Origin of the sequence: Streptomyces sp. NPDC050439, assembly GCF_040655335.1 — a bacterium.
GTDB lineage: Bacteria > Actinomycetota > Actinomycetes > Streptomycetales > Streptomycetaceae > Streptomyces.
Window position 1 is genome coordinate 518537 of record NZ_JBFAJT010000004.1, and the last position, 24765, is coordinate 543301.

General features: G+C 71.7%; 20 protein-coding genes. 15 read left to right on the forward strand and 5 right to left on the reverse strand.

The genetic code is table 11. The features are described 5' to 3' along the window. Positions 1-108 precede the first annotated feature (108 nt). The 5 genes from AB0I66_RS19715 to nudC all read left to right on the forward strand — a co-directional run bounded on the left by AB0I66_RS19715 (position 109) and on the right by nudC (position 10330). Positions 109-3453, forward strand: coding sequence for an ATP-dependent DNA helicase (locus AB0I66_RS19715; RefSeq protein WP_363209143.1), 3345 nt, complete (start codon positions 109-111; stop codon positions 3451-3453). Between the two features lie 111 nt (positions 3454-3564). After that, positions 3565-4260, forward strand: a complete 696-nt coding sequence (locus AB0I66_RS19720; protein ID WP_363209144.1) for a hypothetical protein — start codon at positions 3565-3567, stop codon at positions 4258-4260. Positions 4261-4340: 80 nt separating this feature from the next. Continuing rightward, on the forward strand, positions 4341-7892 hold the full coding sequence (locus AB0I66_RS19725) for an ATP-dependent DNA helicase (protein ID WP_363209145.1): 3552 nt from the start codon (positions 4341-4343) through the stop codon (positions 7890-7892). Positions 7893-7902: 10 nt separating this feature from the next. Continuing rightward, a complete protein-coding gene (locus AB0I66_RS19730; RefSeq protein WP_363209146.1) occupies positions 7903-9324 on the forward strand; it encodes a dipeptidase in 1422 nt (473 codons plus the stop codon). 58 nt (positions 9325-9382) lie between these two features. Continuing rightward, positions 9383-10330: an NAD(+) diphosphatase gene (gene nudC / locus AB0I66_RS19735; RefSeq protein WP_363209147.1), complete on the forward strand. Its 948-nt coding sequence runs from the start codon at positions 9383-9385 to the stop codon at positions 10328-10330. Here nudC and AB0I66_RS19740 read toward each other — a convergent pair. Further along, the gene (locus AB0I66_RS19740) at positions 10327-10566 is read right to left on the reverse strand and encodes a mycoredoxin (protein WP_363209148.1); all 240 of its coding nucleotides are present in this window, start codon (positions 10564-10566) and stop codon (positions 10327-10329) included. The two genes, nudC and AB0I66_RS19740, sit on opposite strands and share 4 nt — an antisense overlap. A gap of 150 nt (positions 10567-10716) precedes the next feature. On the opposite strand from AB0I66_RS19740, the gene AB0I66_RS19745 reads away from it, so the two are divergent. From AB0I66_RS19745 to AB0I66_RS19765, 5 genes are all read left to right on the forward strand, one after another. Continuing rightward, positions 10717-12930: an ATP-dependent DNA helicase UvrD2 gene (locus tag AB0I66_RS19745; RefSeq protein ID WP_363209149.1), complete on the forward strand. Its 2214-nt coding sequence runs from the start codon at positions 10717-10719 to the stop codon at positions 12928-12930. Between the two features lie 167 nt (positions 12931-13097). Then, a complete protein-coding gene (locus tag AB0I66_RS19750) occupies positions 13098-13463 on the forward strand; it encodes a hypothetical protein (RefSeq protein WP_363209150.1) in 366 nt (121 codons plus the stop codon). 167 nt (positions 13464-13630) lie between these two features. Further along, positions 13631-14002, forward strand: coding sequence for a WhiB family transcriptional regulator (locus AB0I66_RS19755; RefSeq protein ID WP_190082052.1), 372 nt, complete (start codon positions 13631-13633; stop codon positions 14000-14002). Next, complete coding sequence (locus AB0I66_RS19760; RefSeq protein WP_363209151.1) at positions 13999-14322, forward strand: hypothetical protein; 324 nt, start codon at positions 13999-14001, stop codon at positions 14320-14322. The genes AB0I66_RS19755 and AB0I66_RS19760 overlap by 4 nt, the downstream gene beginning before the upstream one ends. Positions 14323-14443: 121 nt before the next feature. After that, the gene (locus AB0I66_RS19765; protein ID WP_363209152.1) at positions 14444-14644 is read left to right on the forward strand and encodes a hypothetical protein; all 201 of its coding nucleotides are present in this window, start codon (positions 14444-14446) and stop codon (positions 14642-14644) included. A gap of 29 nt (positions 14645-14673) precedes the next feature. Here AB0I66_RS19765 and AB0I66_RS19770 read toward each other — a convergent pair whose 3' ends face one another. Then, positions 14674-16044, reverse strand: a complete 1371-nt coding sequence (locus AB0I66_RS19770; protein WP_363209153.1) for an AarF/ABC1/UbiB kinase family protein — start codon at positions 16042-16044, stop codon at positions 14674-14676. A gap of 41 nt (positions 16045-16085) precedes the next feature. Further along, complete coding sequence (locus AB0I66_RS19775; RefSeq protein WP_363209154.1) at positions 16086-17243, reverse strand: ThiF family adenylyltransferase; 1158 nt, start codon at positions 17241-17243, stop codon at positions 16086-16088. 205 nt (positions 17244-17448) lie between these two features. On the opposite strand from AB0I66_RS19775, the gene AB0I66_RS19780 reads away from it, so the two are divergent. The 4 genes from AB0I66_RS19780 (at position 17449) to AB0I66_RS19795 (ending at position 21300) form a co-directional block, all read left to right on the forward strand. Further along, the gene (locus AB0I66_RS19780; protein WP_363209155.1) at positions 17449-18045 is read left to right on the forward strand and encodes a M48 family metallopeptidase; all 597 of its coding nucleotides are present in this window, start codon (positions 17449-17451) and stop codon (positions 18043-18045) included. A 117-nt stretch (positions 18046-18162) separates the two neighbouring features. Continuing rightward, positions 18163-19836, forward strand: coding sequence for a TerD family protein (locus tag AB0I66_RS19785; RefSeq protein ID WP_363209156.1), 1674 nt, complete (start codon positions 18163-18165; stop codon positions 19834-19836). Between the two features lie 11 nt (positions 19837-19847). Next, positions 19848-20528 carry an AIM24 family protein gene (locus tag AB0I66_RS19790; protein ID WP_363209157.1) on the forward strand — a complete coding sequence of 227 codons (681 nt, stop codon included), beginning with the start codon at positions 19848-19850 and terminating at the stop codon, positions 20526-20528. A 16-nt stretch (positions 20529-20544) separates the two neighbouring features. Further along, positions 20545-21300: an AIM24 family protein gene (locus AB0I66_RS19795; protein WP_363209158.1), complete on the forward strand. Its 756-nt coding sequence runs from the start codon at positions 20545-20547 to the stop codon at positions 21298-21300. Positions 21301-21379: 79 nt separating this feature from the next. On the opposite strand, the gene AB0I66_RS19800 is transcribed toward AB0I66_RS19795, so the two are convergent. Together AB0I66_RS19800 and AB0I66_RS19805 are read right to left on the reverse strand one after the other, a co-directional pair. Next, positions 21380-21904 carry an NUDIX hydrolase gene (locus AB0I66_RS19800; protein ID WP_363209159.1) on the reverse strand — a complete coding sequence of 175 codons (525 nt, stop codon included), beginning with the start codon at positions 21902-21904 and terminating at the stop codon, positions 21380-21382. Further along, positions 21901-23388 carry a zinc-dependent metalloprotease gene (locus AB0I66_RS19805; RefSeq protein WP_363209160.1) on the reverse strand — a complete coding sequence of 496 codons (1488 nt, stop codon included), beginning with the start codon at positions 23386-23388 and terminating at the stop codon, positions 21901-21903. Before AB0I66_RS19805 ends, AB0I66_RS19800 begins: the two co-directional genes overlap by 4 nt. A gap of 191 nt (positions 23389-23579) precedes the next feature. Between AB0I66_RS19805 and AB0I66_RS19810 the strand changes: the two genes are divergently transcribed. Then, a complete protein-coding gene (locus AB0I66_RS19810) occupies positions 23580-24692 on the forward strand; it encodes an NAD-dependent epimerase/dehydratase family protein (protein ID WP_363209161.1) in 1113 nt (370 codons plus the stop codon). Positions 24693-24765 lie beyond the last annotated feature (73 nt).

A 24765-nucleotide genomic window follows, 5' to 3' on the forward strand; every position in this document is an offset into this window, starting at 1 on the left:
CGCTGGCGTAGCGTCGACGGCACGCATTTCCCTCACCCCGCTCTCTCAGCCCGCAGCCACCGCGCAGCCGTTTTTCACCCCGTACACCCACCAGGACCGGCGACCCACGTGAGCTCCACTTCTTCCGCCCGGCACACCCGGCACCCGTCGCACCTCCAGGCGCGACAGGGGACCCAGGGTGCCTATCGGCTGGTGCGTACCCCGCCGGTGCGCGTGGACCCCCCTCGTCTTGACGCACGGCAGCGTGCGGTGGTTGACCACTCCGGAGGGCCGCTGCTCGTCCTTGCGGGGCCCGGCACGGGCAAGACGACGACGCTCGTGGAGTCCGTCGCCGCGCGGGTCGCCAAGGGCACGGAGCCAGAGCGGGTCCTGGTCCTCACCTTCAGCCGCAAGGCCGCGGTGGAACTGCGCGACCGCATGGCGCTGCGCATAGGAGCGGCCAACGCCCCGCAGGCGACGACGTTCCACTCCTTCTGTTACGCCCTCATCCGCGCCCACCAGGACGCCGACCTGTTCGTCGAGCCGCTCCGGCTGCTCTCCGGCCCCGAACAGGACGTGGCCGTACGCGAGCTCCTCGCGGGCCAGATCGACCTGGCGGGGGAGGGGCGCGCCCACGTCCGCTGGCCGGACGAGCTGCGCGCCTGCCTGACCACGCGCGGTTTCGCCGACGAGGTGCGCGCGGTGCTCGCCCGGAGCCGTGAACTGGGCCTCGGTCCCGATGCCCTGGACGCCTTCGCCCGTCGCGCGGGGCGTCCGGACTGGGGCGCGGCGGCGGCGTTCCTCGCGGAGTACCTGGACGTACTCGACATGCAAGGAGTGCTCGACTACGCGGAACTGGTGCACCGTGCGGTGCTCCTCGCGCGTCGCCCCGAGGTCGCGCGGGCGCTCGGCGCGCAGTACCACGCGGTGTTCGTGGACGAGTACCAGGACACGGACCCGGCGCAGGTGCGGCTGCTGCACGCCCTCGCCGGGGGCGGGCGGTCCCTCGTCGCGTTCGGCGACCCGGACCAGTCGATCTACACCTTCCGGGGTGCCGACGTGAACGGCATCCTGGAGTTCCCCGACCGCTTCCCGCGCGCGGACGGCACCCCGGCGCCGGTGGAGGTCCTGACGACCTCGCGCAGATCGGGCGCCGGTCTCCTGGAGGCCACCCGTCTGCTCACCCGCCGCATGCCGCTCACCAGGCTGCCCGCGGACAAGGTGCGGGCCCACCGGGAGCTGGCCGCGGTCAGGGAGGGCGGCCGCGTGGAGACGTACACCTATCCGACGGCGGGCGCCGAGCTCGACAACATCGCGGACATCCTGCGCCGCGCGCACCTGGAGGACGGTGTCCCGTGGGGTGAGATGGCCGTCCTGGTCCGCGCGGGAGCCCACACGATCCCCGCGGTCCGCCGCAGCCTCACCGCGGCCGGCGTCCCCCTGGACATCGACGGCGACGACATCGCCCTGCGCCACGAACCGGCGGTCACGCCCCTGCTGACGGCGCTGCGGGCGGTGGCGACGGCGGTGGTGTCGGAGGTGCCGCCTGCTGAAGAAGGCGAGACGGAGGGTGCGGTCGCCCCCGGAGCCACGGCCTCCGCCTGGCTCGACACCGAGACCGCCCTGACCCTCCTCACGTCCCCCCTCGCCGGCATGGACGCCGCCGATCTCCGCCGCCTGGGGCGTGCCCTTCGCGCGGAGGAGCGTGCCGCGGGGAACCACCTGCCGCCGCCCTCCGACGACCTCCTCGCGCGTGCGCTGGCCGAACCGGAGCGGCTCGTCGCGCACGACCCCGCGTACGCGCGCGGCGCCCAGCGGCTGGGCGCGCTGCTCCGCAAGGCCCGTGAGCGTCTCGCGGGCGGCGGCACCGCCGAGGAGGCGCTATGGGAGCTGTGGGACGGCACGCCGTGGCCGCGCCGCCTGGAGCGGACAGCGCGCCGCGGAGGCGCCGCCGGGCGCAACGCGGACCGCGATCTCGACGCGGTCTGCGCACTGTTCGCGTATGCCTCCCGCGCGGAGGAGCGCACCGGAGGGCGTGGCGCCCTCAACTTCCTGGAGGAGACCGAGGCGCAGGACATCGCGGCGGACACCCTCATGCGCAGGGCGGTACGCCCCGACGCCGTACGCCTGATGACGGCGCACCGTTCCAAGGGCCTCGAGTGGTCGCTCGTGGTGGTCGCCGGTGTCCAGGAAGGCCTCTGGCCCGACCTGCGCCGCCGCGGCTCCCTCCTGGAGGCCGACCGCATCGGAAGCGACGGCCTCGCCGAGCCCTTGACTCCCGGAGCGCTCCTCTCCGAAGAGCGCCGGTTGTTCTACGTGGCCGCCACGCGCGCGCGTGAACGCCTCGTCGTCACCGCCGTCAAGGCGCCCGCGGACGACGGCGACCAGCCGTCCCGTTTCCTCACCGAACTCGGCGTCGAACCCAAGGACATAACGGGCCGCCCGCGCCGCCCCCTCTCCGTCTCCGCGCTCGTCGCCGAGCTGCGCTCCACCACCGTCGACCCCCGGGTCTCGGAGCCGCTGCGCGAGGCCGCCGCGCACCGCCTGGCCCGGCTCGCGGCGCTGAGCGACGCCGACGGGCGCCCCCTCGTGCCGTCCGCACACCCGTACCGCTGGTGGGGCATGTACGAGCCGACGGCCAGCGAGGTCCCCCTGCGGGACCGCGACAAGCCCGTCGTGCTCTCCGGGAGCGCCCTGGACCAGCTCGCCAACACCTGCTCCCTGCAGTGGTTCCTGGGCCGCGAGGTGAAGGCGGACGCCCCCGCGACCGCCGCCCAGGGCTTCGGCAACGTGGTGCACGTCCTGGCCGACGAGGTGGCCTCCGGCAGGACACCCGCCGACCTCGCCGTCCTCATGGAGCGCCTCGACTCGGTCTGGGACGCCCTGGCCTTCGACGCCCCCTGGAAGTCGGCGCAGGAGAAGGAGCACGCGCGCGTGGCGCTCGAACGGTTCCTGCAGTGGCATGTGATGGACCGCGCGACCCGCACGCCCGTCAGCAGCGAGCACGACTTCGACGTGACCCTCGAAGCGGGGCCCTACGAAGTGCGCGTGCGCGGCTCCATGGACCGCGTCGAACAGGACGCCCAAGGGCGTGCCTACGTAGTGGACTTCAAGACCGGCAAGCAGACCCCCACCGCCGCCGAGGTGGCCCGCCACCCGCAGCTCGCCGTCTACCAGCTCGCCCTGCGCGAGGGCGCGGTCGACGACGCCTTCGAAGGCGTACGCCCGGAGGCGGGCGGCGCGGAACTGGTGCAGCTGCGTCAGGGCGCCGCCAAGAAGGACGGCGGCGAGACCCTCCCCAAGGTGCAGGCCCAGGAGCCGCTCGCCGGGGAGTGGGTGGGCGACCTGCTCGCCACGGCGGCCGGCAAGGTCCTGGACGAACGCTTCTCGCCCACCACGGGTCAGCACTGCACGCACTGCGCCTTCCGCGCCTCATGCAGCGCGAGACCGGAGGGCCGACAGGTCGTGGAGTGACACCCCGGGGTGCCAGTGGCCAACGTCACCCTTCTGTGTACGCGCTCATAGCAGCCGCACAGGACATCTAAAGTCGCGGCAAAGCTCAACGTCTCATGAGGAGAAACACACATGGCAGCCAACCGGAAGATCCTGGCCGCGGCCGTCGTCTGCGCCGCCGCGTTCGTGGGCATCACGGGCTGCTCCAGCGAGGAGAAGGACCCCTTCGAGGGGATGAGCGCCGACAAGATCGCCAAGAAGGCGTCCAACGCGTCCAAGGACGCGGGCTCCTTCCGGGTGGCCGGCGAGGGCAAGCAGGACTCCAAGACGGTCAAGGTCGACTTCTCGGTCGCCAAGTCGGGGGACTGCAAGGGCAAGATGGACGGTGGCACGGGAGGCACCGCCGAGCTGCTCGTGTCCGGCAACGCCCAGTACATGAAGGGCGACGAGGCGTTCTGGAAGGACGCCATGGGCGGCAGCGGCAAGGCCTCGACCCTCAAGGACAAGTGGGTGAAGACGCCGAACGCGAAGGGTGAGGGTGTCTGTGACGCCGACGCCATGTTCCAGTCCAAGGACCTCAAGAAGCTCAAGCGCGAGGACGATTCCGAGGTCGACGGCAAGAAGGCGGCCGTCCTCACGAAGGAGAAGTCCGGCAAGAAGACCACCTTCTACGTGGCTGCGGAAGGCAAGCCCTACTTCCTGAAGGTCGTCACCTCGGGCAAGGAGGACCCGGGCACGATGAACTTCTCGGACTACGGCAAGCCCGTTGCCGTCAAGGCTCCGGCTCCGGGCGACGTCATGGACATGGAAGAGCTCATGAAGTCCTGACGCCTCGACGTCATGCGTGACGGCGGCCACTGACGACCGGGAGGCCCCGATTGTCAGTGGCCGCCGCTAGCCTCTCTGACGTGTCATCTCGTATCACCGACCCCGAGCAGCTCAAAGAGCTCCTCGGTATCCCGTTCACCCCGGAGCAGACGGCCTGCATCATCGCGCCGCCCGCCCCGCAGGTGATCGTGGCCGGAGCCGGGTCGGGCAAGACGACGGTGATGGCGGCCCGTGTGGTGTGGCTGGTCGGCACCGGGCAGGTCGCCCCCGAGCAGGTCCTCGGCCTGACGTTCACGAACAAGGCGGCCGGTGAACTCGCCGAGCGGGTGCGCCAGGCGCTGATCAAGGCCGGGGTCACCGACCCCGAGGCCCTCGACCCGGACCACCCTCCGGGCGAGCCGGTCATCTCCACGTACCACGCCTTCGCGGGCCGCCTCCTGACCGACCACGGGCTGCGCATAGGGCTCGAACCCACCGCCCGGCTGCTCGCCGACGCCACCCGCTTCCAGCTCGCCGCGCGCGTGCTGCGCGAGGCACCGGGCCCGTATCCCGCGCTGACCCGTTCCTTCCCCGACCTCGTCAGCGACCTCCTCGCGCTCGACGGCGAGCTCGCCGAGCACCTCGTACGCCCCGAGAAGCTCCGCGCGTACGACACCGAGCTGCTGCACGTCCTGGAGGGCGCCAAGCTCTCCAACGCCGACCTGCGCAAGGTGCCGGAGACGGCGGCCGCCCGGCTCGAACTGGCCGAGCTCGTCGGCCGCTACAGGGAGGCGAAGAGCGCCCGCGACCTCCTCGACTTCGGCGACCAGATCGCCCTCTCCGCGACGCTGGCCCGCACCCGCGCGGAGGTCGGCGAGATCCTGCGGGACGAGTTCCGGGTCGTCCTGCTCGACGAGTACCAGGACACCTCGGTCGCCCAGCGCATCCTCCTCGCGGGCCTCTTCGGAGGCGGCACGGGCCACCCCGTGACGGCCGTCGGCGACCCCTGCCAGGCGATCTACGGCTGGCGCGGCGCGTCCGTGGCGAACCTGGACGACTTCCCCGAGCACTTCGCGCACGCCGACGGGCGCCCCGCGGCCCGGCACTCCCTCAGCGAGAACCGCCGCAGCGGCGGCCGCCTCCTGGACCTCGCGAACGGCCTCGCGGAGCCCCTGCGCGCCATGCACGCGGGCGTGGAGGCGCTGCGGCCCGCGCCCGGCGCCGAGCGCGACGGCATGGTGCGCTGCGCCCTCCTTCGCACGCACGCCGAGGAGATCGACTGGACGGCCGACTCCATCGCGCACCTCGTGCGCACCGGGAAGGCCCCCGGCGAGATCGCGGTCCTGTGCCGCACGGCCACCGACTTCGCACAGATCCAGGGCGCCCTGGTGGCCCGAGACGTCCCCGTGGAGGTCGTCGGCCTCTCCGGACTTCTGCACCTCCCGGAGGTCGCCGACCTGGTCGCCGTCTGCGAGGTGCTCCAGGACCCGGGAGCCAACGCCTCCCTGGTGCGCCTGCTGACCGGCCCGCGCTGGCGCATCGGCCCGCGTGACCTCGCTCTCCTCGGCCGCCGCGCACGCCTTCTCGTACGCCATGGGCACGCGGCCACGGACGACGACCCGGACCGGCGCCTCGCCGAAGCGGTCGAGGGGGTCGACCCCGCCGAGGTGATATCGCTCGCGGACGCGCTCGACACCTTCCTGGAGACGCCGCTGGAGGAGGGCACGGAGGACGACGGGCTGCCCTTCTCGCCGGAGGCGAGGGTGCGGTTCGCCCGTCTCGCCGCCGAACTCCGCGATCTGCGCCGCTCGCTGGCCGACCCCCTGATGGACGTGCTGCACCGGGTGCTCGCCGTCACGGGCCTGGAGGTCGAGCTCTCCGCGTCGCCGCACGCCCTCGCGGCCCGCCGCCGCGAGACCCTGTCGAACTTCCTGGACGTCGCCGCGTCCTTCGCCGCGAACGACAGTGGGGCGAGCCTGCTGGCATTCCTGGCCTTCCTGCGGACGGCCGCGCAGTACGAGAAGGGCCTGGACAACGCCCTGCCCGGCGGCGAGAACACGGTCAAGGTGCTCACCGCCCACAAGTCCAAGGGCCTGGAGTGGGACGTCGTGGCCGTCCCCGGCCTGGTCACCGGGACGTTCCCGAGCACCCAGGGCCGCGAGAAGTGGACGGCCCAGGGCAAGGTCGTCCCGCACGCGCTGCGCGGCGACGCGGCGACCCTGCCCGACATAGAGGCGTGGGACTCCCGGTCCATGAAGGCGTTCCACGAGGACATGAAGGAGCACCAGCGCACCGAGGAGCTCCGCCTCGGCTATGTGACGTTCACCCGGCCCCGCTCGCTGCTCCTTGGCTCCGGCCACTGGTGGGGGCCCTCGCAGAAGAAGCCGCGCGGTCCCTCGGACTTCCTCCAGGCGCTGTACGACCACTGCGCGGTGGGCCACGGGGAGATCGAGGCCTGGGCCGACGAACCGGAGGAGGGCGAGGAGAATCCCGCCCTGGCGGAAGGTGCCGCCGAGCACGCGTGGCCGCTCCCGCTGGACGACACGTCCCTCGCGCGCCGCAGGGCCGCCGCGCAGACGGTCCTCACGCACCTGGACGGCCTGACGGGGGAGGGGGCACCCGACTCACCGGACTCACCCGACTCACCGGACGACGCCCGCTCGCACGAGGAGCCTCACCCGTCGGCGTACGACGACGTGCCTCCCGCCGAGGACCCGGACTGGCCGCCCCCTCCGGAGGACGAAGAGCCACCCTACGAAGACGCCGGAATGCCCGAGGCCGACCCCGAGGACTGGGACTCCTGGACATCGGACCGCCCGGCGATTCCGCACCAGACCGCCGCCCCGCCCTCCGAGTCGGACGCCCGCCCGCACCCTGTGACCACCCACCCGGAGGAGACCCGCCTCACCCCGGAGGAGGCCCGCACGCTCGCCTCCTGGGACCGTGACCTGGACGCCCTCACCGGCGAACTCCTGCGCGCCCGTGAAGCGGTCAGGGACATCCCCGTACCGGCATCGCTCACCGCTTCCGAAGTGCTGCGCCTCGCCGCCGACCCCGAGGGCTTCGCGCAGGAACTCGCGCGCCCCATGCCACGCCCGCCGCAGCCCGCGGCCCGGCGCGGCACCCGCTTCCACGCCTGGATCGAGACCCGCTTCGAAGAGCTGCGCCTCCCGCTGCTCGGCCCCGAGGACCTGCCGGGCGGCGGCCCCGGAGAGGCCGAGATCGCCGACGAACGCGACCTGGACGCGCTCAAGGAAGCCTTCGAGCGCACCGAGTACGCCCACCGCACCCCGCACCGCGTCGAGGTGCCCTTCCAGCTGACGCTCGCCGGCCGTGTGGTCCGCGGCCGGATCGACGCGGTCTACAAGGAGGCCGACGGCGACGACGTGACGTACGAGATCGTCGACTGGAAGACCAGCCGCACCCGCACCGCCGACCCCCTCCAGCTCGCCGTCTACCGCCTGGCCTGGGCCGAGCTGCACGACGTGCCCCCGGAGTCCGTGAAGGCGTCGTTCCTGTACGTGCGCAGCGGCGAGACGTCGCGCCCCGCGCACCTGCCCGGCCGGGCCGAACTGGAGCGCATCCTGCTCGCGGAACCGGGCGCGCAGCCGGGTGACGAACCACCGGACGATCCGGCTCCCGGGGGCGGCTAGGCTCGTGACCATGAGCCAGTCCGTTGACAGTGACGTCAGTGGCGTCAGCGCCGTTCGTACGTACATTCAGACCCACCGTGCCGCCTTCCTCGACGACCTCGCCGAGTGGCTGCGCATCCCCTCGGTGTCGGCACAGCCCGACCACGCACAGGACGTGCGGCGCAGCGCGGACTGGCTCGCCGCGCAGCTGAAGGAGACCGGCTTCCCGACCGCCGAGGTCTGGCAGACGGCCGGCGCTCCCGCCGTCTTCGCCGAGTGGCCCTCGGGCGACCCGCAGGCCCCCACGATCCTGGTCTACGGCCACCACGACGTGCAGCCCGCGGCCCGTGAGGACGGCTGGCACACGGACCCCTTCGAGCCCGTCGTCCAGGGCAACCGCCTCTACGCCCGCGGGGCCGCCGACGACAAGGGCCAGGTGTTCTTCCACACACTCGGCGTCCGCGCCCACCTCGCCGCCACCGGCCGCACCGCCCCCGCCGTGAACCTGAAGCTCCTGATCGAGGGCGAGGAGGAGTCGGGCTCCCCGCACTTCCGCGCGCTGATCGAGGAGCACAAGGAGCGCATCGCGGCCGACGCGGTGATCGTCTCGGACACCGGCATGTGGGCGGAGGACACCCCCACGGTCTGCACCGGCATGCGTGGCCTCGCGGACTGCGAGATCGAGCTGCGCGGCCCCGACCAGGACATCCACTCGGGTTCCTTCGGCGGCGCCGTCCCGAACCCGGCGACCGCCGCCGCCCGCCTCGTCGCGGCGCTGCACGACGAGCACGCGCGCGTGGCCGTACCCGGCTTCTACGAAGGCATCACCGAACTCACCGACCGCGAGCGCGAACTCTTCGCCGAGCTGCCCTTCGACGAGGAGCGCTGGCTGCGTACGGCCAAGTCGCACGCGACCCACGGAGAAGCGGGCCACACCACGCTGGAGCGCATCTGGGCCCGCCCCACCGCCGAGGTGAACGGCATCGGCGGCGGCTATCAAGGGCCGGGCGGCAAGACGATCGTCCCGTCGTCCGCCTTCCTGAAGCTCTCCTTCCGCCTCGTCGCGGGCCAGGACCCGGACCGCGTCGAAGAGGCCGTACGCACCTGGGTCGCCGACCAGCTGCCGAACGGAATCAGCCACACGATCACCTTCGGCGCCGCCACGCGCCCGTGCCTGACGCCGCTCGACCACCCCGCCCTGCAGTCCGTCGTACGGGCGATGGGCCAGGCCTTCGAACAGCCGATCCGCTTCACCCGGGAGGGCGGTTCGGGACCGGCGGCCGATCTCCAGGACGTGCTCGCCGCCCCCGTGCTCTTCCTGGGCATCTCCGTGCCGTCCGACGGCTGGCACGCACCGAACGAGAAGGTCGAACTCGATCTGCTCCTCAAGGGCGTCGAGACGACGGCCTACCTGTGGGGCGATCTCGCCGAGCACTGGCGCGATGCACACTGAGCCGCGCCTTGTCGACCTTGCCGCACCACCCATTCCATCGGGGGAGTTGGAAGCACCTGTGACCACCTGGACCGACCGCACCGCTGACCGTCCCGTCTCGCTCACCGCACCGAGCGGCATCGATCGCGCAGCCCACCACCGCCTCGACGAGGCCTGGCTCGCCGCCGCCTGGAGCCACCCCACGACACGGGTCTTCGTCGTCTCCGGCGGCCAGGTACTCATCGACGAGACACCCGAAGGCACCACCGAACTGGTGATGACGCCGTCCTTTGAGGCGCCCCTCACCGAGGCCCACCGCTATTTCCTGGGCACGGACGACGACGGCGTCAGCTACTTCGCGCTGCAGAAGGACTCCCTGCCGGGCCGCATGGACCAGCAGGCACGCCCCGCGGGCCTGCGCGAGGCCGGGCTCCTCCTGTCGCCCCGCGACGCGGGCCTGATGGTGCACGCCGTCGCCCTGGAGAACTGGCAGCGCCTGCACCGCTTCTGCTCGCGCTGCGGCGAGCGCACGGTCATCGCGGCGGCCGGCCACATCCGCCGCTGCCAGGCGTGCGGCGCGGAGCACTACCCGCGTACGGATCCGGCCGTGATCATGCTCGTGACGGACGACCAGGACCGCGCGCTCCTCGGCCGCCAGGTGCACTGGCCCGAGGGCCGCTTCTCGACGCTCGCGGGCTTCGTGGAGCCGGGCGAGTCCATCGAGACGTCGGTGCGGCGCGAGGTCTTCGAGGAAGCCGGCGTCACCATCGGCGACGTCGAGTACGTCGCGAGCCAGCCCTGGCCGTTCCCCTCCAGCCTGATGCTGGGCTTCATGGCCAACGCCACGTCGTACGAGATCAACGTGGACGGCGAGGAGATCTCCGAGGCGCGCTGGTTCTCCCGGGAAGACCTGCGGGCCGCATTCGAGTCCGGGGAGGTCCTGCCTCCCTACGGGATCTCGATTGCGGCCCGACTGATCGAGCTCTGGTACGGAAAGCCCCTGCCGAAGCCGGGCACCGTCGGCTAGGCCAGCTTCTGCTTCACCTGGGCCAGCGACGGGTTCGTCAGCGTCGAGCCGTCCGGGAAGAGAACGGTGGGAACCGTCTGGTTTCCGCCGTTCGCCTTCTCGACGAAGGTCGCGGAATCCGGGTCGTGCTCAATGTTGATCTCGTTGTACGTGATGCCCTCGCGGTCCATCTGGCCCTTGAGCCGGCGGCAGTAGCCGCACCACGTGGTGCTGTACATCGTCACAGTGCCCGGCATGTGTCTCGCGCTCCTTTGTTGCTCGGGGTGCGTCATCGCAATGACCTGAACGTACGTGACCCGGCCACCATTCCCGCATTAGTACGACCGCACCCGCCTCCCTGTGGACAACCGGCTCACGCGCCTCCGGCGACCTGGCAGCATGGCGGGGTGACAGCAGCAACGCACTCCACCCTCTTCCCGCAGGTCCCGGACTCTGCCGACGCGGTGCTCGCCGGGCTCGACCCCGAGCAGCGCGAGGTGGCAACCGCCCTGCACGGGCCGGTGTGTGTCCTGGCGGGCGCCGGGACGGGCAAGACCCGCGCGATCACGCACCGCATCGCCTACGGCGTGCGGGCCGGAATCCTCCAGCCGGCCAGCGTGCTCGCCGTCACGTTCACCAACCGCGCGGCGGGCGAGATGCGCGGGCGCCTGCGCCAGCTCGGCGCCTCCGGGGTTCAGGCGCGCACGTTCCACTCCGCGGCCCTGCGCCAGCTCCAGTTCTTCTGGCCGAAAGCGGTCGGTGGCCAGCTGCCCCGGATCGTCGACCGCAAGATCAAGCTCGTCGCGGACGCGGCGGCCGCGTCCCGCATCCGCCTCGACCGCAATGAACTACGCGACGTGACGAGCGAGATCGAGTGGTCCAAGGTCACCCAGACCGTCCCCGCCGACTACGCTGCCGCCGCCGCCAAGTCCGGCCGCCTCGTCCCCCGCGACGCGGCCGAGATCGCCCAGATCTACGGGGCGTACGAGGACCTCAAGCGCGACCGCTCCGTCATCGACTTCGAGGACGTCCTGCTCCTGGCCGTCGGCATCCTCCAGGACCGCCACGACATCGCCGACCAGGTCCGCGCCCAGTACCAGCACTTCGTGGTCGACGAGTATCAGGACGTCAGCCCGCTCCAGCAGCGCCTCCTGGAGCTGTGGCTCGGCGACCGCGACAGCCTCTGCGTCGTCGGCGACGCCAGCCAGACGATCTACTCCTTCACCGGCGCGACCCCCGACCATCTGCTGAACTTCCGCACCCGCCACCCCGGCGCGACGGTCGTCAAGCTCGTCAGGGACTACCGCTCCACGCCCCAGGTCGTCCACCTCGCCAACGGCCTGCTCTCCCAGGCCCGCGGCCGCGCCGCGGACCACCGCCTCGAACTGATCTCCCAGCGCGACGCCGGGGCCGAGCCCTTCTACACGGAGTATGCGGACGAGCCCGCCGAGGCCGAGGGAGCCGCCCGCCGCATCCGTGCCCTCATCGCCGACGGCGTCCCGGCGAGCGAGATCGCCGTCCTGTTCCGCACGAACTCCCAGTCCGAGATCTACGAACAAGCGCTCGCCGACGCCGGGGTGCCCTACCAGCTGCGGGGCGCCGAGCGGTTCTTCGAGCGCACCGAGGTCAGGGAGGCGGGCGCCGCGCTGCGCGGTGCGGCCCGCTTCGGGGGAAACGACTCCCTGCTGGACGACGTCGTCGACCTGCCCTCGCAGGTGCGGGCCGTCCTCTCCACGAAGGGCTGGACGACGCAGCCCCCGGCGGGCTCCGGCGCGGCCCGCGACCGCTGGGAGTCCCTGGCGGCCCTGGTGCGCCTCGCCGAGGACTTCGCGCGGGCCAAGCCCGGCGCGACGCTCTCCGACCTCGTGGGGGAGCTCGACGAGCGCGCGAACGCCCAGCACGCGCCGACCGTGGAGGGCGTCACCCTCGCCTCGCTGCACGCCGCCAAGGGCCTGGAGTGGGACGCCGTCTTCCTGGTCGGTCTCGCCGAGGGCATGATGCCGATCACGTACGCCAAGACCGACGAACAGGTGGAGGAGGAGCGCCGCCTCCTGTACGTGGGCGTCACCCGGGCGCGCTCCCGCCTCTCCCTTTCCTGGGCGCTGTCGCGTTCGCCGGGGGGCCGCGGAGGGCGCCGCCCCAGCCGCTTCCTGGACGGGCTGCGACCGGGCTCGGGGGCGGGCTCCGGGGCCCGCGCCGCGGGCGGCGGGCCCGGTGGCGTCGAGCGCGGCAGCGGCAGCGGTGGCGCAGAGGGCGGCGGCGCCAGGAGCCGTCGGCGGACGAGCAGGTCCCCGGCCCGGTGCCGGGTCTGCGGGCGGTCACTGACCGACGCGGGCGAGATGAAACTGATGCGCTGTGAGGACTGCCCGTCCGACATGGACGAAGGGCTCTACGAACGCCTGCGGGAGTGGCGCTCGGGCCAGGCGGAGCTCCTCGGACAGCCCGCGTACTGCGTGTTCACGGACAAGACCTTGATCGCCATCGCGGAGGTATCGCCCGACGAGGAGGGCGAGCTGGCCCGGATCCCGGGCGTCGGCGTGCGCAAGCTCAACCGCTTCGGATCTGATGTCCTCGCCATTTGTGCAGGTGACGACCGTGTAAGGGGCGCCGATGGCGACTGATTCAAACTCGTCGAAAAAATAGTTTGCGCATGCGCAAGGAAGACCCATAGGTTCTTAAGCACGGGAACGGCGGCTTCTCCGAAGCCCTGGCTCCGTGCTGTACTTAATAGTCCGCCCGCAGGATCGGTTTCGGTCGATCCCATAGACGCCGAGAGGAGGCGATTCCAGTGATCAGCATCAACGAGAGCTTCATCAGCACCGTGAAAATGACCGATCGCTCGGTCGTCGCTTCCTGCCTGCTCGGCTTCTCGAACCTGGGCACCGGTCTGTCCGGTGGCATCGCTGCCGCCGCCGTCCGTCCGGAGTCCTCTGTCCTGCCTCTGTCCCTCCCGCGCACCGGTCTCAACGTTTCCCCGATGCGTGAGGTCAATGAAGGCAGCGAGCGAGCGACCAAGGCACCGGAAGCAGTAGTGACGGCACAGGCGCAGGCCTATGCCTTTGCCGCAGCCGGTGCCGGATCCAAGAAGCAGACGACGCAGCACCACACGATGTGGGCCTTCCGTGGGCTCGAACCCTGGAGTGATCCAGTCTGATCCTCGATCAGACCGGCGCCTTCAGGGCCGCGGAACCCCACCCGGGATCCGCGGCCCTTCTGTTTTCCCCAAAACGGGATGACGGAGCGAAGGGGCCGAGCAAGACCCGGTACCAGCCGCCAACCGGCCGACCCAGGCCGGCACGACCAGACGAGGAAAACACCACCGTGCAACTCGAAGCGCACGCCCCGTCCGTACCGCCTTCAGAGACTCTCCCGCCGCCCGTTCCCACGGAGGACCCGACCTTGACTCCCCTGACCGCGCTCACCGCGCTCGACGACGCCATCGAGAACCTCGGCGTACCCGTCCCCTGCCGTGCCTACGACCCCGAGGTCTTCTTCGCCGAGTCGCCCGCCGACGTCGAGTACGCCAAGTCCCTCTGCCGTACCTGCCCGCTGATGGAGGCCTGCCTGGCCGGCGCCAAGGAGCGGCGTGAGCCGTGGGGCGTGTGGGGCGGCGAGCTCTTCGTCCAGGGTGTCGTCGTCGCCCGCAAGCGGCCGCGTGGCCGTCCGCGCAAGAACCCGGTCGTTGCCGCATGAACGCCATCGGAACGATCGATCGCCCCCTGACGCACGACCCCAAGAAGCAGGCCCCGATGAAGGCAGCCACCGCCGAGCCCGCAGGCTCCGCCACCCCGGACTTCACCACCACCGGTGCGAACGACTCGCGCCAGAACAGGACCCGCGAGATGCAACTCATCCCAGAAGCCATGGCTCGTGCGCATATGCGCGAACGCATGCGTGAGGCCGAGGCCCAGCGCCCGGCCGCTCGCCTGATGGCCGCCCGCCGGATGCAGCGCCGCGCCGAGCGCGCGTCGCTGCGCGCCAGGCGCGCGCTCGCCATCGCCGTCATGCAGTGACGAGTCGGCCGACGCGCTGACTGAGCCACACCACGATGCCCGCGGGGGCCGGTCCGAACGGACCGGCCCCCGCGGTGCGTTGTGCCGGGCGAACCTCCGGGCGCGGCGATAGGGTCGCCGGGTGGACCAGCAGACTCCCCAGCCCTCGGGCAGCGAGAATGCCGAGAATCTCGTGTGTTCCCGCTGCGGCACGATCGCCGAAGGCACGCCGCCCACCTGGACCTGTTCCGTGGAGAACGGCGTCAGACGCTACTTCTGCGACTCCTGCGCCCGCGAGAACCTCAGAGCCATCGAGGGACGGCTCGACTCCCCGTGGTGGTGAGCTCCAGCGGTGAACTCCGGTGGTGAGACCTACCCGGTGGTGCCGTCCGCCTCGGTCTCCGGCTCCTCCTCCGGCTCCTCTTCCAGGAAGCCCGGCAGCCACTCCTCGAGTTCGTCCCGCATCCGCACCGTCGCCCCCAGCTGACACAGCACCCCGATCGTGCTCAACGTCACCCGGTGGATCAGCAGATACGACGGCGGGAGGTTCAGCCGCTTGCCCAACTGGTAGGCGGGGGAGCGGGGATCGGCGACCCGAGCCGCCTGCCCGCGCATCCAGCCTCGGCTGAAGGTGAACTCCTCCACCAGCATCGGTTCGATGATCGGCAGCAGATAGTCGAGCACCGCGTCCGGTTCGAGCTCCACGGACTCCTGGACGAAGTCCTCCTCGCACAGCATCGCGTAGACCGCGTCGGCCTCGCCGTCGAGCGTCATCCGCAGGGAGCGGCCGATGGTCGGGGGAAGCCCGCCGGGCAGCCGGTCCACCGTGCCGAAGTCCAGGACCCCGAGCCGCCAGCCGTCCTTCTCGTCCGGCAGCAGCCGGAAGTTGCCCGGGTGCGGATCGGCGTGCAGCAGGCCCGTGCGGGCGGGACCCGAGAAGAGGAAACGGGCAAGGAGCTGTCCCGCCCGGTCCCGCTGCTCCTGGGTGCCGTCCGCGATCACATCCGAGAGGGGTATCCCGTCGATCCACTCGGTCACCAGGACCTGCTCGCACTGGTGCACCACATCGGGGACCACTACATCCGGGTCGTCCGCGAACTCCTCGGCGTGCGCGCGCTGCGCCTGGGCCTCCAGGCTGTAGTCGAGCTCCTCGGAGACCCGGTCGCGCAGTTCCGCGATGAGCGGCTTGATGTCCATGCCCGGGATCAGCGGCCCCAGGAGCTTGGCGAACCTGCTGAGTTGGTTCAGGTCGGAGAGCAGCGCCTCACCCGCCCCGGGGTACTGCACCTTGACCGCGACCTCGCGCCCGTCCTCCCAGACCGCCCGGTGGACCTGGCCGATCGAGGCCGCGGCGGCCGGCTTGTCCTCGAACTCCAGGAACAGCTCGCGCCAGTCCTCGCCGAGCCGCTCGGCGAGCACGGCGTGCACGGTGCGCGTCGGCATCGGCGGAGCCGCTTCCTGCAGCTTCGTCAGCGCAGCGCGATACGGCCCCGCGACCTCCTCAGGCAGCGCCGACTCGAAGACCGACAGCGCCTGGCCGAACTTCATGGCCCCGCCCTTGAGCTCGCCGAGCACCTTGAACAGTTGCTCCGCCGTGCGCTGCTGCAGCTCACGGCCGACGATCTCCGCCGACTTGCCCCCGATCCGCTTGCCGAGCCCCCAGGTCGCCCGCCCGGCGAAGCCGAGTGGCAGCGCGGCCAGTTTGGCGGTACGGGTTACCGCCTTCCGGGGAAGATCAGACATGCGCCCCTCCAAGTCCCAGACAGCCACGCCCTCGCGAGCGGTTACCCGGCCATTGTGTCGTGCGGCTGTTCGTCCCCGGCGGGGTGTTCCCCCTTATCCACCACACCCGCCCCGCACGGGCACGTGAGATGCGGTGGCACCGGCCGTGCGTGCCAGTCGAATCCGGGCACGGACGCCTCCCAGCGAACCCCCGCGCTCGCCGGTGCCGCCCCGTCCAGAAAGGCCAGGGCATGCGCCGCGGCAAGGCCGGCGACCGTGGTCGACAGTGCCAGATCGCATGCGTGCACACGACGTGCCCGTCCCGAACGCCACTGCGCCAGCAGGCGCGGCCAGGTCGGATCGCGGTCGGCGCGATCCAGTGCGAGACAGTTCGCGCAGGCTGTCGTCCCCGGCAGGACGAGCGGCCCGACCACTCCGGTTCCCTCGATCACCCCCGCGTAGAGATGAGGTGTCCCCGACGCGACGAGTGGCTCGGCGGTGCGCGGGTCGGGCGCGTGGACGTCGAGTCCGTCCCGCGGGGCGATGATCACGAGGGCAAGCCCCGGATCCCCTTCGCCCGGTTGTCGAGGCGCACCCGCCTCCTTCTTGCCGCGCCGTGGCGGGCGGTCCGGAGCCGACTGCCGCACGATCCGCCGCGTCGCCGTGTCCCTGCGGTGGCCGACCGACTCGGGGGGCAGGCCGCCCGGCGCCACGTCCCAGGGTTCGACGACTCCTCCCTCCATCACGTCGACCTGCCCCACGCCCGCCCCGGCGAGGACCGAGGCCACCACAGCCCCCACCCGGCCCGCTCCCCGCACCTGCACCCGCATCGCGCGCCGCGCCGCCAGCTTCCGCATCCCGTCACCCGGCCCGGGGGTCACGACCGACAGGGAGGCCAGATCCGGACGCAGCCGGTCCAGGGCCGCCGTCCTTTTGCGCAGGGCGTCGGCCGCCGCGCCGCCGCCCGTCGCGTCGTCGAGGAGCCCGGCCGCGGACAGCCGCCGCACGAGCTTGTCCACGTGCTCGTCGGGCAGCCCCATCCGCTTGCCCTCGTCGCGCAGGAGCGGCAGCCCGCGTGTCCCGTCCAGGAGCTGGAGGAAGCTGCCCGTCGCCGTGTCCACCGGACCGAGCACCAGGGCATGGGCGGGCGCCACGCCGAACTGGATCGTGTTCAGATCGCGCCAGCCGCGCCGCAGCGCGGGTTTCAAGATCGGATGCATGGTCTTCGTCCCCCGTCGTTCTCCGGCGCTGTCCCCGTTCGCATCACCGGTCGACAGCCAGAATGCCCGCCCCGGCGGACGGCCGCGCAGCGTTGTCCACAGGCAGGGGGTATTCGTCGTACTAATCGATCGCACGGGGAGCGATACCCCGCCGAACCGTCCCGGAGGCGGGACTTCCCCCACATCCAGCGGGTAACGTCGTGGCGTGCCCGCCGACCCACTGCACCGCGCCGGAAACCCACAGCGCAGCATGACCAGCCCGCCGTCACCCGGCTCGGTGGCGAGCGCGGTCGAGGTCAGACGGAGCGCCCGCCGCCGCAGAACGGTCTCCGCGTACCGAGAGGGCGATCGCACCGTCGTGCTCATCCCCGCCCGGATGTCCGAGGCCGAGGAGCAGCGCTGGGTCAACGTGATGCTCGACAAGCTCGCGGCCCAGGAGAGCAAGCGGGTCCTGGGCGACGCGGAGCTCGCCGAGCGCGCCGAGCGGCTCTCCGAGCAGTATTTCGACGGCCGGGCCAGGCCCACGTCCGTTCGCTGGGTCACGAACCAGAACACCCGGTGGGGCTCGTGCACCCCGTCGGAAGGCAGCATCCGCCTTTCGCACCGGCTGCAGGGAATGCCCGAGTACGTCGTCGACTACGTCCTCGTCCACGAGCTCGCGCATCTCCTCGTCCCCGGACACGGCCCCAACTTCTGGCAGCTCCTCGAGGCCTACCCCCGCACGGAACGGGCCCGTGGGTACCTCGAAGGTGTGGTCGCCGCCGACCGCCTGCCCCATCTGCCGGCTGCCCGCGACGAGTGATCTTCCGCCCCGCGCGGTGGTTGTGTACCGGGTCTGTACCGGCTTGGTCCGCTGTCGCGGATTGCGGTTAGCCTGGCGCGACGCATTTACATTCGGGATGGGGGACGGTCGTTACGTATGGCCAGGGAATTCCAACGCGGCCACAAGGCCAAGATCAGTGACCTCACCGCGGGTACCGATCTGTACGTAGGCGTGCAGATCTCCGCCCCCGGACTGAGCTTCGACATCAGCTGCTTCGGCCTGGACGCGGACGAGCGCCTGTCGGACGACAGTTACTTCATCTTCTTCAACCAGCCGAAGTCGCCCGAGGAGTCCATCCAGCTCCTCGGCGCGCAGGCCGGTGACACGGAGTCCTTCCGGGTCACGCTCGACCGGATCCCGCCGCAGATCAAGAAGCTGTCGTTCACCGCGACGATCGACGGCGCCGGACAGATGTCGCAGGTCGCCCCCGGGTACATCCGGATCGTCGCGGGTGGCGAGGAAGTGGCCCGCTACTCCTTCAACGGCGCGGAGTTCTCCACGGAGCGCGCCGTGATGCTGGGCGACTTCTACATGAAGGACGTCTGGCGGTTCGCCGCGATCGGCCAGGGCTTCGACGGCGGTCTCGACGCGCTCCTGAAGAACTTCGGCGGCGAGGTCGCCGAGGAGGAGCCCGAGCCGCAGGCACCGCAGGCCACCGGCGCCCCGGCCTTCGCCCCGCCCGGCCAGGCCGCCGCCCCGCCCGCGTTCGGCGCACCCGCCGGCCCCGCGCAGACCCCGCCCCCCGCACCGGCCCCCGCGCCCGCCCCGGCCCCGGCCCAGAACTTCGCGCCGCCGGCCCCGGCCCCCGCGGACCCCTCGGTGCACGCCGCGCAGACCATCGTGGCGCCGATGACCCCGCCGCAGGGCGGCACCGTCCCGCCCCCGCCGGCCCCCGCCCCGTACGGGCAGCCCGGCCAGCAGCAGCCACCGCAGCAGCCGCAGTTCGGCCAGGTTCCCGGCCAGTCGGCGCCCCTGCCGCCCGGTTACGGGCAGCAGCCGAGCGCCCCGATGCCCCCCGGCTACGGCCAGCAGCCCCCCGGTCAGTTCCCCGGCCAGCCCGCGGCCCCGTCCCCGTACGGAGCAGGCGCCCCCCAGGGAGCCCCGCAGGCCGGCGGCGTGGCGGCGGCTCTCGCCGCGTACCGCGAGGCCCCCACCGGGCAGCGCTGGACGCAGCAGAACGAGAAGATGATCCGCGTCGACCTCGGCGTCAGCGAGCAGGCCGTGCTCGCCCGGCAGGGCAGCATGGTGCTCTACCAGGGCAAGGTCGAGTTCAGCTACAAGGGCGCGGGCTTCGCGGGCCGCGTCGTGGGCAACTCGACCGGCCAGGAGATGCAGCTGATGCGCTGCTCCGGCCGCGGCCAGGTCTTCCTCGCCGAGGAAGCCACGCATCTGCACCCCATCGAGCTCCAGGGGGACGCGATCTGTGTCTCCGCGGAGAACGTCCTCGCGTTCGACGAGTCCCTCCAGCACGAGGTCCGCAGGATCGAGGGCCACGGCATCCCCGGTGGCGCGCTGTTCGTGATGCAGTTCCAGGGCACCGGCACGGTCATCGTCAAGACGCACGGTGTGCCCGTCGTCCTGCCCGTCACCCCGACGACCTTCGCCGACTGCCACGCCGTGGTCGCCTGGTCGGCCGCGTCGCAGGCGATCGTCTCCAGCCAGGTGCGGCTGCGCGCCAACGCGTCCGCGGGCTCCACGGGGGAGAGCGTGAACCTCCAGTTCCGGGGCGCTCCCGGCAACTTCATCATCGTCCAGCCGTTCGAGGTCTGAGGGAGCCCGTCATGAATCAGCAACTCGCGGGCTTCGCCCCCGCGCCCGTCGCCGCCCGTATGGAGAACCACGGCCATCACATGGTCAAGGTGGCGATGCAGACCGGAAACGACCTCCTCGCGCGCGTGGGCTCGATGGTCGCCTACGAAGGGTTCGTGCAGTACGAGCCCAATCCGCCCGCAGTGCGGCAGATCGCGCGGGAGTGGATGACCGGCGAGGGCGCGCCTCTGATGAAGTGCTCCGGAGACGGCCTGCTCTATCTCGCCGACTACGGAGCCGACGTCGTCGTCATCAATCTGGCGGGCGACTCGCTCTCGGTGAACGGCACGAACCTGCTGGCCCTCGACGCGAACCTCCAGTGGGGCGTCGAGCGGGTCAAGGGCCTCGCCAAGTTCGCCGGCCAGGGCCTGTGGAACATCAAGATCTCCGGCCAGGGCTGGGTCGCGCTGACCTCCCGCGGCACCCCGGTCGTCGTCGACTGCGGCCGCGGCGACGACGAGACGTACGTCGACCCGGACGCCCTGATCGCCTGGTCCCCGAACCTCAAGGTGAAGGGCAAGCGCAGCTTCAAGGCCGGTTCGCTCATCGGGCGCGGCAGCGGCGAGGCCTACCAGATGGGCTTCTCCGGAGAGGGCATCGTCGTCGTACAGCCCAGCGAGGACAGCACCGACCGTCTCCGAGCCCGGGGCTGAGGGGGAGCAACACACCATGCAGAGCCCACTTTTCGCGCACACCGAGCAGCAGACTCAGGAGCGCTACACCGTCCAGAACCCGCAACTCCTTCGGGTCGCCCTCGGGGGCCACGACGACATCCTGGCCCGCAAGGGCGCCATGGTCGCCTACCAGGGGCTGATCGAGTTCGACGCCGAGTACCAGAGCCAGGGCAACCAGCGGGCCCGCGCGCACACCGGCGAAGGCCTCGACCTGATGCGCTGCCACGGCCAGGGCACGGTCTATCTCGCCAACCTCGCCCAGTACATCCACGTGGTGGACGTGGACCAAGACGGCCTGACCGTGGACAGCAGCTATGTCCTCGCGCTCGACTCGTCGCTGACCCATCAGGTCATCGCCGTGGACAGCCAGTACGGCATCTCCGGGTCCGGCAAGTACCAGCTCAACATCACGGGCTGCGGCAAGGTCGCCCTGATGACCTCGGGGCAGCCGCTGATGCTGCAGGTCAGGCCCGACCAGTACGTGAACGCCGACGCCGACGCGATCGTCGCCTGGTCCAACGGGCTGCGGGTGCAGATGCAGGCCCAGACGCACTCCTCCGGAGTGTGGCGCCGCCGCGGCAACACCGGTGAGGGCTGGGAGCTCAGCTTCATGGGCCAGGGTTACGCCCTCGTCCAGCCGAGCGAGCTGCTGCCGCCCCAGAACGCCGTCATCGGGCAGGGCGCCAGGGCTCAGTACGGCATGGGTCAGCAGGGGGCCCGGGGGCAGAACCAGGGCAATGTCTGGAGTTAGCCAGACAGCGGGAGCGTGGGGAACCGCGGGCCGGTCGTGGCCGGTCGCGCAGTTCCCCGCGCCCCTGACGGGGCCCTGCCTACAGCCGCGCCCGCGTCGCCTCCACCAAGTGCACCACCGACTTGTCGGCCACCCCCGCCACCTCGTCGTAGGCGAACCAGCGCAGGTCCAGTGACTCGTCGCTGATCGCCTCGACGGCGTCCCGGGGGGCCAGTGCCGCGTACTGCACGTCCAGGTGCTGGGTGCAGGGGCCCGGGATCGGGTGGCGGTCCAGACGGACCGGGCCTCCCGGGAGGAGCGTCAGGCCCGGGACCCCCGATTCCTCCGTGGCCTCACGCAGCGCGGCGGCGGCCAGAGTCGGGTCGCCCGGCTCACAGTGGCCGCCCATCTGCAGCCACATCCGCAGCTTCTTGTGCAGGGTCAGCAGCACGCGCCCGCGCTCCGGGTCGATCACCAGGGCGCTGGCCGTCACATGACCGTCCGTGCACGCCTTCCACATGCCGGTCTCGGGGTGGGCGGCGAGGTGGTCCAGGTAGTACTGACGCAGCTCTTCCTGGTCCTCGTAGCTCTTCAGCACGAGGACCGCGTCGTCGTGGAGGCTCACTTCTCGCTGTCGCCCTTGTCGTCCGTCTCTTCCTCTTCGGTGGCCTTGGCCGCCCCGGTGTCCTTCTTCAGGTCCGGCTTCGCGGCGCCGCCGCCCGCTGCCTCTCCGAGCATCTTGTCGAGCTCGGAGAAGTCCAGCTGCTCGTGGTGCACGAAGCCGTCCGGGTCGTCCAGGTCCGAGGCCGTCGGCAGCATGTCCGGGTGGGCCCACAGTCCGTCACGGCCGTCCACGCCACGCGCGTCCGTGAGCGAGGCCCACAGGCGCGAGGCGTCCCGCAGCCGGCGCGGACGCAGCTCGAGGCCGATGAGCGTGGCGAAGGTCTGCTCCGCGGGGCCGCCCGACGCGCGGCGCCTGCGCAGCGTCTCGCGCAGGGCGTCGGCGGACGACAGGCGGGGCTTGGCCGCCGCGTGCACGACCGCGTCCACCCAGCCCTCGACGAGCGCGAGAGCCGTCTCCAGGCGGGCCAGGGCCGCCTTCTGCGCGGGGGTGTCCTCCGGCTGGAACATGCCCTGCTGGAGTGCTTCCTGCAGCTGCTCGGGGTTCTGCGGGTCGAGCTGGCCGACCACGTCCTCCAGCTTGGCCGTGTCGACCTTGATGCCGCGGGCGTACCCCTCGACCGCGCCGAACAGATGCGAGCGCAGCCACGGCACGTGCGCGAAGAGCCGCTGGTGGGCGGCCTCCCGCAGCGCCAGGTAGAGCCGGACCTCCTCCTGGGGGACGCCCAGGTCCTTGCCGAAGGCCTCGACGTTCACCGGAAGCAGGGCGGCCTTGCCGGCCGGGCCGAGCGGCAGGCCGATGTCCGTGGAGCCCACGACCTCGCCCGCGAGCACGCCCACGGCCTGGCCGATCTGCTGGCCGAACATGGCGCCGCCCATGGAGCGCATCATCCCGATCAGCGGGCCCGCCATGGCCTGCATCTCCTCGGGGAGCACGTCACCCATGGCGAGGCCGACGCGCTCGGCGACCGGGTCGACCAGTTCCTTCCACACCGGGAGGGTCGCCTCGACCCACTCGGCGCGGCTCCAGGCCACGGCCACGCCGGAGCCGGACGGCAGGGACGTCGCGTCGTCGAGCCACAGGTCGGCGAGGCGGATGGCCTCCTCGACCGCGCCGCGCTCGGTGGGACCGACGCTCGCGTCCTTGGTGCCGTCGGACGTCCCCTGGGAGACGGTCTGGCGGGCGATGTCCTTGGCCATGTCCCAGTTCACCGGGCCGCCCTCGTACGAGAGCATCTGGCCGAGCTGCTGGAACGCGGCGCCCAGGTCGTTCGGGTTCATCGAACCGAACATCGCGGCGAACGGGTTGTCACCGCCGGCGCCGCCGGGCAGGCCGCCGAAGCCGAAGGGGTTCGCGGGGCCACCGGAGCCCTGTCCTCCGCCCTGTCCCCCGCTCTGTCCCTGTCCGGGGGATTCCTTCTTCTTGCCCTCGTCGCCGTTCTCCGGCTCCTCCGGCGGAAGGCCGAATCCGAATGGGGTGTCACTCACGGGATTCCTCGGCTCGTCAGGCCGCCGGTACGGTTCCGGCGGCGGCTGCCTTACAACACCACCCAGCGTAGACACCGTGACGGGATCGGGCCTCAGTGCTCCGCCGAGTCATGGCCTGCGGCAGGATGGATGCCACCTGGTACGTACGCGTCATTCGCGTATCTACTGAAGACAACCGCTGGAGACGCCTGGTGAGTTCCCCAGATCCACAGGTTCGCGCAGCGCGAAACCTTTCTACACCGGCCCCCGTCCGAGGGCCCGTGGTCGCCGTCACCGGCGCCGCCTCCGGCGTGGGCGCGCTGCTGACCGAGCGCCTGGCCGCGTCCGAGGAGATCAAGCAGGTCGTTGCCATCGACGAGCGGCGGGGCGAGTGCGCCCAGGCCCAGTGGCACATCCTGGACGTCAGGGATCCGGCCATCGCCGAGAAGCTGCGGGGCGCGGACGTCGTGGTCCACCTCGCGCTCGATCTCGACCTGGAGACGGACCCCGCGGCCCGTACGGCGTACAACGTGCGGGGCACGCAGACCGTGCTGACGGCCGCCGCCGCGGCCGGCGTCCACCGCGTCGTGCTCTGCACGTCGGCGATGGTCTACGGAGCGCTCGAGGACAACGAACTGCCCCTCTCCGAAGACGCCGAACTGCGCGCCACCGCGGAGGCCACCGGAGTCGGCGACCTCCTGGAGGTCGAGCGCCTCGCCCGGCGCGCTCCCCGGGCCCACCCCGGCCTGAACGTCACCGTGGTGCGGCCCGCGATCCTGGTGGGCGGCACGGACACCGCGCTCACGCGGTACTTCGAGTCGCCCCGGCTGCTCGTGGTGGCGGGCTCACGCCCCGCCTGGCAGTTCTGCCACGTCGAGGACCTGTGCAGCGCCCTGGAGTACGCCGTCCTGGAGAAGGTCGACGGGGAGCTGGCCGTCGGCTGCGACGGCTGGCTCGAACAGGAAGAGGTCGAGGAGCTCAGCGAGATCCGGCGCATGGAGCTGCCCTCCACGGTCGCCCTGGGCGCGGCCGCGCGGCTGCACCGCATCGGTCTCACGCCGTCCCCGGCCGGTGACCTCGCGTACACGATGTACCCGTGGGTGGTCAGCGTCAGCAGGCTGCACGACGCGGGCTGGCGTCCGCGGTGGACCAACGAGGAGGTCCTCGGGGAGCTCCTGGAGGAGGTCGCGGGGCGCCGCACCGTCGCCGGCCGCAGGCTCGGCCGCAAGGACGCGACGGCGGCGGGTGCCGCGGGTGCGACGGTCGCTCTGCTGGGCGCCGCTGCGGTGGTGCGGCGCGCCCGGAAGGCGCGGCGCCGGATCTGAGACGTACCCCTGCCCGGCCGTGGGCCTGTAGAGAGCTCCAACGCGGCACGCGCGCGTGCCGGGCGAAAGCGCT

Excerpts from the sequence above, each read along its gene's own strand:
- AB0I66_RS19770 (WP_363209153.1), bottom strand. The coding sequence starts at position 16,044 with ATGTCTGATCTTCCCCGGAAGGCGGTAACCCGTACCGCCAAACTGGCC.
- AB0I66_RS19730 (WP_363209146.1), top strand. The coding sequence starts at position 7,903 with ATGAGCCAGTCCGTTGACAGTGACGTCAGTGGCGTCAGCGCCGTTCGT.
- AB0I66_RS19775 (WP_363209154.1), bottom strand. The coding sequence starts at position 17,243 with ATGCATCCGATCTTGAAACCCGCGCTGCGGCGCGGCTGGCGCGATCTG.
- AB0I66_RS19785 (WP_363209156.1), top strand. The coding sequence starts at position 18,163 with ATGGCCAGGGAATTCCAACGCGGCCACAAGGCCAAGATCAGTGACCTC.
- AB0I66_RS19790 (WP_363209157.1), top strand. The coding sequence starts at position 19,848 with ATGAATCAGCAACTCGCGGGCTTCGCCCCCGCGCCCGTCGCCGCCCGT.
- AB0I66_RS19795 (WP_363209158.1), top strand. The coding sequence starts at position 20,545 with ATGCAGAGCCCACTTTTCGCGCACACCGAGCAGCAGACTCAGGAGCGC.
- AB0I66_RS19760 (WP_363209151.1), top strand. The coding sequence starts at position 13,999 with ATGAACGCCATCGGAACGATCGATCGCCCCCTGACGCACGACCCCAAG.
- AB0I66_RS19740 (WP_363209148.1), bottom strand. The coding sequence starts at position 10,566 with ATGCCGGGCACTGTGACGATGTACAGCACCACGTGGTGCGGCTACTGC.
- AB0I66_RS19720 (WP_363209144.1), top strand. The coding sequence starts at position 3,565 with ATGGCAGCCAACCGGAAGATCCTGGCCGCGGCCGTCGTCTGCGCCGCC.